At 56.1% G+C, this 11796-nt stretch carries 8 protein-coding genes; all 8 read right to left on the bottom strand.

All coding sequences use genetic code 11. From position 1 onward, the window contains the following. Positions 1–23 precede the first annotated feature (23 nt). On the bottom strand, positions 24–2009 hold the full coding sequence (locus tag FMM72_RS09490; RefSeq protein WP_162221277.1) for a DNA gyrase/topoisomerase IV subunit B: 1986 nt from the start codon (positions 2007–2009) through the stop codon (positions 24–26). 127 nt (positions 2010–2136) lie between these two features. Next, on the bottom strand, positions 2137–2673 hold the full coding sequence (locus tag FMM72_RS09495; RefSeq protein WP_160210396.1) for a GNAT family N-acetyltransferase: 537 nt from the start codon (positions 2671–2673) through the stop codon (positions 2137–2139). Positions 2674–2681: 8 nt separating this feature from the next. After that, positions 2682–4850 (bottom strand): polyphosphate kinase 1, encoded by a 2169-nt coding sequence (ppk1, locus tag FMM72_RS09500; protein WP_160210395.1) that lies wholly within the window; start codon positions 4848–4850, stop codon positions 2682–2684. 98 nt (positions 4851–4948) lie between these two features. Further along, a complete protein-coding gene (ftsZ, locus tag FMM72_RS09505) occupies positions 4949–6085 on the bottom strand; it encodes a cell division protein FtsZ (RefSeq protein ID WP_160210394.1) in 1137 nt (378 codons plus the stop codon). Positions 6086–6302: 217 nt separating this feature from the next. Beyond that, positions 6303–7457 carry a cell division protein FtsQ/DivIB gene (locus FMM72_RS09510; RefSeq protein ID WP_160210393.1) on the bottom strand — a complete coding sequence of 385 codons (1155 nt, stop codon included), beginning with the start codon at positions 7455–7457 and terminating at the stop codon, positions 6303–6305. A 662-nt stretch (positions 7458–8119) separates the two neighbouring features. After that, positions 8120–9373, bottom strand: coding sequence for a UDP-N-acetylglucosamine 1-carboxyvinyltransferase (gene murA, locus FMM72_RS09515; RefSeq protein WP_162221278.1), 1254 nt, complete (start codon positions 9371–9373; stop codon positions 8120–8122). Between the two features lie 99 nt (positions 9374–9472). Continuing rightward, entirely contained in the window at positions 9473–10588 is a 1116-nt protein-coding gene (murG, locus tag FMM72_RS09520) for an undecaprenyldiphospho-muramoylpentapeptide beta-N-acetylglucosaminyltransferase (protein WP_162221279.1), read from the bottom strand. A gap of 35 nt (positions 10589–10623) precedes the next feature. Continuing rightward, positions 10624–11775 (bottom strand): putative lipid II flippase FtsW, encoded by a 1152-nt coding sequence (gene ftsW / locus FMM72_RS09525; protein WP_006876399.1) that lies wholly within the window; start codon positions 11773–11775, stop codon positions 10624–10626. Positions 11776–11796 lie beyond the last annotated feature (21 nt).

Raw genomic sequence — 11796 nt, forward strand, 5'->3', positions numbered from 1 at the left:
ACCTCAATTAAAACGGCCGCGGCTCACGAAATATCCGCCATCTCAAGATAGCGGCTTCCGTTTTCGGCGATAAATTCCTTGCGCCCGGCCAGGTTGTCGCCAAGCAGCAGGTCGAACATGTCGGACGTCTCCTGCGCCTGCGACGGCGTGACACGGATCAGGCGGCGCGTCTCCGGGTTCATCGTCGTCAGCCACATCATATCCGGCTCGTTCTCGCCAAGCCCCTTTGAACGCTGGATTGTATATTTGGCGTCGCCGATCTGGGCGAGCGCATGCGCTTTTTCCTGCTCGGTATAGGCAAAATACGTCTTGTCCTTCGTTGTGATCTCATACAGCGGCGATTCCGCGATGTAGACGCGCCCGCGCTCAATAAGCGTCGGCGCCAGGCGGAACAGCATCGTTAAAATCAGCGTGCGGATCTGGAACCCGTCGACATCCGCGTCGGTGCAGATGACAATTTTGTTCCACCGCAGCCCTTCCAGGTCAAACGAGGAAAAATCCTTGTTTGATTTCGTCGTGACCTCAACGCCACAGCCGAGCACCTTGAAGATATCGACAATGATATCGTTTTTAAATATCTTATCGTATTCCGCTTTCAGACAGTTGAGGATTTTTCCGCGCACCGGGATGATCGCCTGAAACTCACTGTCGCGGCCGAGCTTGCAGGAGCCGAGCGCGCTGTCGCCCTCCACGATGTAGATCTCGCGGCGCGATACGTCCTTTGTGCGGCAGTCCACAAACTTCTGCACACGGTTGGACATATCGACCGTGCCGGCCAGCTTCTTTTTCAGGTTGAGCCGCGTGCGCTCCGCATTTTCACGGCTGCGCTTGTTGATGAGCACCTGCTCGGCGATACGGGCCGCCTCATCGGGATTTTCGAGGAAATAAACCTCCATCTGATGGCGCAGGAAATCGTTCATCGCCTCATAGATGAATTTATTTGTGATCGCCTTTTTTGTCTGGTTCTCATAGGAGGTCTGCGTTGAAAAGCTCGATGAGACAAGCACAAGGCAATCTTCGACGTCGGCAAACGTAATTTTGCTTTCACCCTTCTGGTATTTGCCAGCGTTTTTGATATAGCCGTCTATCATATAAACAAATGCAAGCTTGACGGCGCGCTCCGGCGAACCGCCGTATTCCAGCCAACTTGAATTGTGGTAATATTCACACCGTTTGACTCGGTTGGAAAAGCAGAATGCAACCGACAGCCGCACTTTATATTCCGGTTTGTCCTCGCGGTCGCGCCCGCGCCGCTCAGCCTTCCAGAATTGAACCGGCGTAAGCGGCTCCTCCCCGGCAAGCTCCGTCACATAGTCGACGATGCCGTTTTCATAGCGAAACGTCGTCTCCTCAAAACCGGAATCCGTTTCATTTCTCAGGATAAACGTTACGCCGTCATTGACGACCGCCTGGCGCTTGATCGTATCCATATAAAACTCAAGCGGGATATCGATCTCGGTAAACACCTGTAAATCGGGCTTCCATCGGATTTTCGACCCGGTCTGTTTGCGGCGCGTCTCCTCCTTGTGCAGGCCCCCCGCATTTTCGCCGTGTTCAAAATGAAGCGTATACTTCATGCCGTCGCGGTAAATCTCCACGTCCATATATTCAGACGCATACTGTGTCGCACAAAGGCCCAGGCCGTTAAGCCCGAGCGAGTATTCGTAGCTTTCGCCCTCGTTCGTCTGGTATTTGCCGCCGGCGTACAGCTCGCAGAACACCAGCTCCCAATTGTACCGGCCCTCGCGCTGGTTGAAATCAACCGGGATCCCGCGGCCAAAGTCCTCGATCTCAATGGACCGGTCGAGGTAACGTGTGATCAGAATTTTATTCCCATGCCCCTCGCGCGCCTCGTCAATGGAATTCGAGAGGATTTCAAACATCGCGTGCTGGCATCCCTCAAGCCCGTCCGAGCCGAAGATAACACCTGGGCGTTTGCGCACGCGGTCAGCGCCCTTGAGCGACGAAATACTGTCGTTTCCGTAATCTGTAGTCGTTTTTTTTGGCATCTGTCAGCCTCCGTCACTGCCATAGTCTGCGGACGCATCGCGTCAAACATCGCCCCCGCGCCTGTTATCTGGACGCGGGGGTTTTCTATCAATCATACTCCAGTTTAACCGTTTTATGCGCCGTTTGTCAAGCGCCCTGCGTTTTTTCCTCCTGCGCGCAGCTTTGACGGATACGGCCCATATAGTATTCATCGACATATGCGCCGTTGCGAATCGCGCCTATGCGCCTGGTCCCTTCGACCTCGAAACCGGCCGACTGATACAGCGCGATGGCGCGCGCATTATCTGTAAAGACAGTCAGCTCCACGCGCACAAGCATCAGCCAGTTGTCGGCAATATCAAGCGCTGCGTTAAGCAGCGCCCGACCGATGCCCCGGCCCTGAAATTCGGGATGCACCATCAGTCCAATCCCGCCTGAGTGGCGCATGCGGCCGCTTTCCACGCGCAGATTGACTGAACCGACCACCTGCTCCATACCGTCCTCAAGCGTGACGACCGCGACAAAATAATGATCGTCACTCCCCAGCGACGCCAGAAAACGCTCCGCTTGCTCATCACGGTTCGAGGGCATTCCAAGCATATTTTCCATTGCACCGCGCATCGAGCGGATGGCGTTGATGCCCGGCGCGTCCCCGGGGCGCACCGGACGAATTGAATAAAGCATCAGACCCCTCACTTTCCAAGCAGGCCGCGCAGCCGCTCGAGCAGCGTGGCCTGGCGCTTTTTCCGCCTGCCCTCTGTCCGCGGCGTCACCGGCTGCGCCGCACGGCGCTCCGCCGTGTTTTCAGCGCGCATGTATGCTGCTTTGTACAGATCGATCTGACTGTCTGTGGGCGGCTTTTGATTCTTTACAGGTGTATATTCGCCGTTTTCCAACAGGCGGCGCCCCTTGACATTGTCAGAAAATTCCAGGTCTACAAGCCGCAGGATGCGCGCCCGGATCGCCTCGTCGTAGATCGGGGCGGCCACCTCGACGCGCCGCTCCATATTGCGCGTCATAAAATCGGCTGACGAAATATACATCCGGCACCGCTCCGGTGTGCCGAACACATAGATACGCGAATGCTCCAGAAAACGTCCAACGATGCTCACAACCTCGATGTTGTCCGTATAACCAGGCACGCCGACACGCAGGCAACAGATGCCGCGGATGACCATGCGGATTTTGACGCCGGCCATTGAAGCTTCGATCAGCTTGTCGATCAGATCCTTGTCCGTCAGCGAATTGATCTTGATGGTGATCGCGGCCGGCTCGCCCTCGTTGGCATAACGGATTTCACGATCGATATAGCGCAGCATCGCCGGCTTCATCGTAACCGGGGCGGCAATCAGATGCTTTGTGCCGTCGGCGGGATTATCCGTTAAAATCCCCGTAAAGATGCGCAGGCCGTCCTCGCCGAATTCGCGGTTGGCGGTCATCAGGCTTAAATCCGTATACTGGCGCGCGGTGCTCTCATTGTAATTACCCGTGCCCACCTGCGTGATGAAACTCGTCTTGTCGCCGACACGCCGTGTAATGACAAGCAGCTTGGAATGCACCTTATACTGACCAAGCCCATAGACGACATTGACGCCGGCCTCCTCAAGCCGTTTGGACCAGATGATATTGTTTTCCTCATCAAAGCGGGCGCGCAGTTCAACGACGACATGGACCTCCTTGCCGTTTTCCGCAGCCTTGATCAGCGCGGCCACGATCTGGCTTTCACGCGCGACTCGGTACAGCGTCATTTTGATCGACATAACCGCTGGGTCGTCGGCCGCTTCGAGCACTAGCGCGATGAACGGCTTCATGCTCTCAAACGGATACGACAATATGATATCGTGATCTTCGATCTGTGGAATCAGCGGCTTGCCGGGCTGCACCATCTCGCTGTCCTGTGGGATCAGCGGAGGATAAAAAAACTGCTTGAGCCCGCGCCGTTCCATCTTGCTGCACAGCGCGAAGCCAAATGACATATCGAGCGGCGTCACATTAAAGAATACGCGGTCGCGCGAAAGCTCCAGCTTGCGGCAAAGCTGCTCGATTACCGCGTCGTTGGCGCCACCCTGAAACTCCAGACGAACCGGCATCAGTTTGCGGCGGCTTTTGACCATCTCCTCCATGACGCTGCGGTAATCCATATCGTGGTCGTAAAGCGCCTCGTCGACATTAATATCCGCGTTTCGCGTCACCCGGAAAATCGTTTTGGCTACAACGACATATCCCGAAAAAATGTGTTCGCAGTATTTGAGCACCAGCTCCTCCAGCAGCACGAATTTATTGATGTCAAACGGCAGATATATAATGCGGTCAAACCCGGAAACCGGGATGATCGCCAGCTTGACAAACTCGCCCTTTGTCTGGAGCTGCGTACAGATATATGTCTCCTTGTTTTTTAAAAACGGGAACGGATGGTGCTTGTCGATGATCTGCGGCGAGAGCATCGGCATGACCTCCGTGCGAAAATATTCCTCCAGAAACGCCGTTTGCTCATTATCAAGCGCATCGATATCGAGATGGCGGATGCCCTCTCGCGCCATATCGGCAGCCAGCCGGCGATATGTTTCGTCCTTGCGGGCGATTAATGCGCGCGTCTGCGTAAAGATCGCTTCCAACTGCTCAACAGGATTCATGCCGCTTTTATTGTCGACTGTATCCGGCTCAATCATCGACGCGTCCGTCAGGGTGCCGACGCGGATCATGAAAAATTCATCGAGATTGCTGCCAAAGATGGATATGAATTTCAATCGCTCCAGCAGCGGGATCGACGCTTCATCGGCCTGCTCAAGCACACGTTGATTGAATTTAAGCCAGCTCAGTTCGCGGTTATGATATAAAATCGGCCTGTTCTGTTCGTTCATCTGTCCGTTCCCCTTCCGTACCCGCGCCGCGGGGCGTTTACATGGATTTTACAAAAAGAGAGAGCATCACCGTCTCTGGCAATACTCTCTTTTTGCGGTTAGTTTTTCTTGTTGTTGAATATTGACAGAATGTCGAAGAAATTATCATCGTCATCGCTGCTGGTTTCCGGCTCCGGCTGTGTCTGCGTCTGCGCAGCGGGAGCCGCACCCTTTTTCCCTGCCGGGGCCGAGCGTCCGCCGAAATTATAATTGGGCAGGATAAAATTCTTATCGTTGTCAAAGCCGGTTGCGATTACTGTGATACGCATTTCGTCCTGAAGCGTCTCGTCAAACGTGGCGCCCCAGATCAGATTGACATCGGGGTGCGCCGCATCATGGATCATCGACGAAGCGACGTCGATATCGTCCAGATCGATATCGGGCGACGCCGTAATATTGACAATCACACCCTTCGCGCCATTGATGGAAGTCTCCAGAAGCGGCGAGGAAATCGCCTTTTCAGCGGCGGCCCGCGCCTTATCCTTGCCGGAAGCGCTGCCGACGCCCATATGCGCATAGCCGGCGTCCTTCATGATTGCGGTAACGTCGGCAAAGTCGAGGTTAACCACGCCGGGGATATTCACAAGGTCTGAGATGCTCTGTACGCCCTGCTTGAGCACATCGTCCGCAGCGGAAAACGCGTTCTGAAGCGTAATCTTTTCCTCGGAAATCAGCTTGAGGCGCTCATTTGGAATGACGAGCAGCGCGTCCACATGCTCGCGCAGCGCCGTGACGCCCATCTCAGCCTGATCCATGCGGCGCTTGCCCTCAAACAAAAACGGCTTGGTAACAATACCGACAGTAAGGATTCCCATTTCGTGCGCGACCTCAGCCACAACCGGAGCGCCGCCTGTACCAGTACCGCCGCCCATTCCGGCTGTGATAAAGACCATATCGGTGCCCTTGAGGGCCGCAGCGATCTCATCCCTGCTTTCTTCGGCGGCGCGCTGGCCTTTTTCAGGGTTCCCACCCGCGCCCTTACCGCGCGTGAGCTTATCCCCGATATGAAGCTTATATGTAGCCTGTGAGCGGATCAGCGCCTGGTTATCGGTATTAATGGAAATAAATTCCACGCTTCGCATACCGGACTGCACCATCCGATTGATGGCGTTTCCGCCGCCACCGCCGACACCGACCACCTTGATCGATACGACATTCTCCGCATCGTCGTTCGCCATGTCGAAGTTCATTAACATCGCTGTTCCCCCATCGTAATACTATCCAGCGGGTGCCGTCCCTCAGCAAACGGGCCTATACCGCACATGTACTATTAGATATTATTTTACCAGATTCACTGGAGCAAATCAATAGCAATCGATCCCCGGAAGGCAAAATGTAATATTTCCCTTGATTGTTTTTCACCAAAATGCTGCCAGCCGCTCCACTGGCCCTATGTAAATTTTTTCACAAAATCTACTCCGCACTTTCCGATGCGGACGACGATGAAGCAGCCGGATCCTTCACGGCGGAAGGGGCTGTCCCCGGAATCACAGCGAGAAAATCATCAACCGCCGATGAAGCCTGGCTTTGTTCATCCGCACTAGAAGAAACATTTTCCTCCTGAGAGGAGGCGGGCGCCGTTCCCGGCACGACAGCCAGGCTTGGATCAGCCGGCTCGGATGATGTGGCTGGAGCGCTGCTGTCCGGTTCCGCCTGCTCCTGTTGTACAGCGGCGCTCGCACGGCGCTTCTCAAGCTCCGCCGTGATATCGCCCGGCAGCGCGTAAACGGTCTTCTTTGTCGGAGCGAGCGACACATCAAGCGTACCTGTAAACGAGCTTTCCAGCTCTGATTCAAGCACATTTTTTGCAAAGCGCAGCTTGTACGGCAGATCCGCCTCTGTGCCCAACTCCAAAATCACGCGATTGTCATAGATGAGCAGCATATTGAGCCTGTCCGTAAAATCCACAAACGTAATTTTTTCGAACTCCGTCTGGGCAATCGCATCGCTGAGCAGGGACAGCATCTTGAAAGCTTCCTTCTCAAGCGCCGCCTGCTTCTGTTCATCCCCCGAATACCCCTGGCCGAGCACACGCCCAATCTGCGGCTGGTAAAGGTACATACCTGAAATAATCATGACGCCGTCGGGTACAGCCTGAGCGCCGATTTCCAGTACGCGGCCGTCGCGGCCGATAACGACATATCCGCCCGCCGTTTCCACCGCGCCCAACGGCCTGGCCTGTGTGATCTCAACGACCAGCTTGGCCGGCAGGACGCGGTGCAGCTTTACGGACTGTACATATGGAAACTTTTCGGTTAAACGCTTTTCCACCCCGCGCGCGCTGACGCGAAACAGGTTGTCCCCAACCTGTACGCCCAACGCGTCAAGCAGCTCGCCCGCAGCATACCGTGTCGAGCCCGTGACCTCGATCGTCTCAACGCGAAACAACACCGTTAGGGATAAAAGCAGCATGATCGCCGCCGCTGCCAGCAATATCAGTATGTAATGCAGGGTTTGGCGGCCAGCACGTTTACGCCGCCGGCGCGCGTTGACCGCTGCGGCGGCCCTGTTGCGATCCGGCGAAGCACGCCGGATAGGGCCGCCGAAGGATATGATTTTTTGTTTCATTGCGCGTCCTCCAAGATCTGGCTCCCGCGCACCGCTCAATATGTGCCGCCAGGGGCTGTCGACAAGCAAGGAATCGCCAAAAATGATTGTTTTTCGGCGGATTGGGAGGCTGCTTAAAATCGAAAACACCGTTCTTTGTGTGAATATGTATCAAAAGGAATCCAGGGGCTGTTTGAAAAATCAAAATTTGCGAATTTTTCAAACAAGCCTTAAATCGGTTCCTGTGTTTTCTGTCCTTTGTTCCCTGCTGTTTACGAAAACAAGGCAGCTTCTCTCAACCAGGTCCTGAACCAAAAGCTCGGGCAAGCCGTTGCGGCCCGGCAAGTATTTTGTCAAAAGCGCTGGAATCAAGCGGCTGTGCCTTTTCAGACGCGGCTTTGTCAACAGACCCGCCAGAAGACAGTATACCGCTAAACGGCCGCGATTTCACGGCGAATTTGTCGACCCGCCGTTTATATATAAGCTTCTCCGCTTTGGCGCAAACAGGGGCGTCAGCGGATGCCGCGGCGCGGTATCCGCTTGTTCGCCGCGCCGCTTAAAAAAGCGGCGCGCACACCAAAGCCCACGCGGCAATTCGCCGCGCCGCCGGATGGCGGCTGCAAACAGTTTTATTGGTTGCTCTGCGCATATTATAACACGTCATATACATTTAGGCAAATAAGTTATGCTCCTCTCCGAATTTTGGCGCCGATTTTTTTAAGATTTTCCTCAAATTGTTCATATCCGCGGTCGATATGCCCAATATCACTTAACCGTGTCTCTCCGTCCGCCGAAAGCGCCGCAATGGCGATCGCTGCTCCGCCGCGCAGATCGGTACAGCGCACGTCTGCGCTGTGCAGCTTCGGCACGCCCTGCACAAGCGCGACACGTCCCTCCACCTTGATATCCGCACCCATACGGGCAAGTTCCGGAACATGTTTATAACGGCTTTCAAAGATATTTTCAATAAAGACGCTGTTTCCATCGGCTAGGCAGGCTGCCGCCATCAGCGGCGACTGCGCGTCGGTCGGGAAACCTGGATAAGGCATTGTGCGCACAGAACGAAGCGGATGCAGGCGCTTTGGCGCGCACAGGCGCACCTTATCGGGCGCGATGTGCAGCACGCAGCCCATCTCCTCAAAGCAGGGCAGCACCGCCGCCAAATGCTCTGTACAGACATTGGTCAGCTCCACATCCCCACCTGTCGCAGCAGCGGCCGAAAGGTAAGTCGCCGCCGCGATGCGGTCCGGAATCACTCGATGCTCGGCCGTATGTAGCTCTTTGACGCCTGTAATGTGTAAATCCCCATCCGCCGTGATACGCACACGCGCGCCGCAGGCATTGAGAAATACCGCCAGATCGCTGATCTCCGGCTCTCGCGCCGCATTTTTAATCACCGTTTCCCCCTCGGCAAGCGTGGCGGCGATCATGACGTTTTCCGTCGCGCCGACGCTGGGAAACGGCAAGGCAATCCGCGCGCCGCGCAGCCGGTCGCGGACAGTGCACTCCAGATAACCGTGATCCTCCTCAATCGTCACGCCAAGCTTTTCAAGAGCGGCCAGATGCAGGTCGATCGGGCGCGGCCCTAATTCGCAGCCACCGGGCATGGAAATACGCGCACGGCCACATTTGGCGATGATCGCGCCAAGGAAGACGATCGACGAGCGCATACGGCGCATCAGCTCATCTGGGATACAGCAGCGGCAGCCTTCGCCTGCGCCAACATGAATACTTGTGCCGGCGCGCTCTGTCTCGGAGCCGAGATGCCGCAGAATGTTGCAGGCCGCGTCGACGTCGGTAAGCCGGGGGCAATTATGTATCACACAGTCTCCAGGCAGCAGCGTGGCCGCCAAAATCGGAAGCGCGGAGTTCTTCGCCCCATGTACGGCGAGGCTTCCTTCCAGCCGGCGCTTCCCTTCGATGATAAATTCAGCCATCTTCACGCACCCTTTCGCTTTTCGCAAGGGTACGGGAAGCCCTTGCAAAACCATCCTATGCCGCTCGGGCACGGGTGGTGATAAGGGGCGGACGCCTATTTATCCGATCAAAGATATAATTTCCCTGTAAATTCGTTCGTTGGCGTCAAGCACCGCCATCGTCTGCGCGTTTTTCCCCAGACGGCGCAGCGTTTCGGGGTCCTCGCACAGGCCTGCGACTGTGGAACGCAAAAGCTCCGGCGACAGGTTTTTTTCCTCTATGACAACGGCGGCGCCGCGCTCCTCCAGCACCTTGGCGTTGTGATACTGGTGGTTTTCGGCCACATTCGGGGACGGGATCAGCACGCAGGCCGTGCCGCTGGCCTCCAGCTCGCTGAGCGTCATCGCGCCCGCGCGCGAGATAACAAGATCGGCCGCCGCAAGGCAGTCGGGCATATCGTCGATGTAGGTCCTGATATCCAATCCGGGCGCTTTCGGGTCGACGCCGGCCGCCGCGAGCTGCTGCGGGAACCGGTCCTTTTCATAGGAGCCTGTCGCGTGGATGTGATAGACGCCGCCGCGCGCCTGCTCCCAGGCCATCAGCCCCGCGACCGCCTCATTGATGCGGCGCGCGCCGAGGCTGCCGCCAAACGAAACAATGCAGATTCTGCCGCCGATTCCCAGGCGCGCACGCGCCTTTTCACGGTCGGCAAATATGATCTGTTCGCGCACGGGGTTGCCGCTGACGATATAATCGCGTCCGGATGGCAGAAAACGCCGCGCCTCCTCAACGGAAATGAGCACCTTATCGGCCGTGCGCGCCAGAAGCTTTGTCGTCACGCCCGGAAAAGCGTTCGACTCATGCGTGAGCGTTTTGACGCCAAGCTTACTTCCTTCACGTAGCACCGGTCCGCTTACATAACCGCCTGTACCGACGATCACATCCGGGTCAAACGTGCGAATCATCTGCCTGGCGCGCTTCCAGGAACGCATCAGGCATCCGATGGAGCGTATATTATAGCGGATATTAAACCAGCTCAGCTTACGCTGAAAGCCCATGATCTCGATGGGAGCGAACGCATAGCCCGCCTGCGGTACGAGCCGCGCCTCCATCCCCTTGGGATTCCCCGCAAACAGGATTTCCGTTTCAGGGCGCCTCGCACGGATATATCCGGCCACGGCAAGCGCCGGGTTGATATGCCCCGCCGTGCCGCCGCAGGCGAACAGGATTTTCACAGCGGACCCTCCCTTCGGAGCAGACGCGCAACGTTCTACTCCTTTTCGATATTCGTCTGACGTGAAACGGACAGGATAACACCCATTTCACACAGCAGCATGACAAGCGCCGTGCCTCCATAGGAAAAAAACGGCAGGCTGATGCCTGTATTCGGGATCGTGTTGCTCACAACGGCGATATTGAGAACCGTCTGCACGCCCACCTGTGTCGTCAGCCCGACGGCAAGCATTGAACCGAACCGGTCGCGGCAGCGCATCGCGACGACGTAACCGCGCCAGATCAGCAACACAAACAACAGGATAATCAGCGTCGCGCCGATGAAGCCAAGCTCCTCGCAGACGACGGAGAATACAAAGTCATTGTGCGGCTCCGGCAGATACAGGTGCTTTTGACGGGAGTTGCCGATGCCCACGCCCATCAGGCCGCCCGAGCCGATCGCATAGAGCGACTGGATGGTCTGAAAGCCTTTGTTCTGCGGGTCGCTCCACGGGTCAATCCAATACTGGAGGCGGTCCATAGCATATGGAACGACGCCCGGTATCAGGACCGCCGCAACAATCGCCACGCCGATAAGCACGCCGCCGAGCATGAACCATTTCAAATCTGTACCGCCGACGAACATCATTACAACGCCGATTGAAACGATCAGGATGGTGCCGGACAGATGCGGCTCGAGCAGCATCAGCATAACGACGACGCCAAGCAGCACAAGAAACGGCCAGACGCCGTAGCGTGGGTTTTTCATACGTTCATAGTTGACCGATATCAGATGCGCAAAGATCAAAACGATCGCAAACTTTGCCAGCTCCGACGGCTGGAAGGTTGTAAAGCCCAGATTGATCCACCGCTTGGCGTCCTCTCGCGTCGGCACGATCAGTACAACGACAAGCAAAAACAGCGTACCCGCATAAATCAGGAATGCGAAGCGGTGCAGGATATGGTAGTCGATGTTCGCGATGGCCAGCATCATCACAACGCCGACCACTGCGAACAAAAGCTGACGCTTAATGTAATAGAAACTGTCGCCCGTCTCGTAATAGGAGGAGGCGTAGCTTGCGGAAAACATCATGATCAGGCCGATCGAAAGCAGGATCAGCACCAGAAACAAAAATGTCAGATCGATGCCGTTTCTTTCCGCGCGGATGCGTTTTTTGCGGGCCTTTCCCGCCGAATGTGCCGCGTCCATCGGCACGCCCCCTTTCAAATA

The organism is Anaerotruncus colihominis (assembly GCF_010206195.1).
Taxonomy (GTDB): domain Bacteria; phylum Bacillota; class Clostridia; order Oscillospirales; family Ruminococcaceae; genus Anaerotruncus; species Anaerotruncus colihominis_A.

What these genes read in the sequence shown, in the direction of transcription:
- FMM72_RS09490 (WP_162221277.1), bottom strand. Translation starts at nt 2,009, where the DNA reads ATGCCAAAAAAAACGACTACAGATTACGGAAACGACAGTATTTCGTCG.
- FMM72_RS09495 (WP_160210396.1), bottom strand. Translation starts at nt 2,673, where the DNA reads ATGCTTTATTCAATTCGTCCGGTGCGCCCCGGGGACGCGCCGGGCATC.
- ppk1 (WP_160210395.1), bottom strand. Translation starts at nt 4,850, where the DNA reads ATGAACGAACAGAACAGGCCGATTTTATATCATAACCGCGAACTGAGC.
- ftsZ (WP_160210394.1), bottom strand. Translation starts at nt 6,085, where the DNA reads ATGTTAATGAACTTCGACATGGCGAACGACGATGCGGAGAATGTCGTA.
- FMM72_RS09510 (WP_160210393.1), bottom strand. Translation starts at nt 7,457, where the DNA reads ATGAAACAAAAAATCATATCCTTCGGCGGCCCTATCCGGCGTGCTTCG.
- murA (WP_162221278.1), bottom strand. Translation starts at nt 9,373, where the DNA reads ATGGCTGAATTTATCATCGAAGGGAAGCGCCGGCTGGAAGGAAGCCTC.
- ftsW (WP_006876399.1), bottom strand. Translation starts at nt 11,775, where the DNA reads ATGGACGCGGCACATTCGGCGGGAAAGGCCCGCAAAAAACGCATCCGC.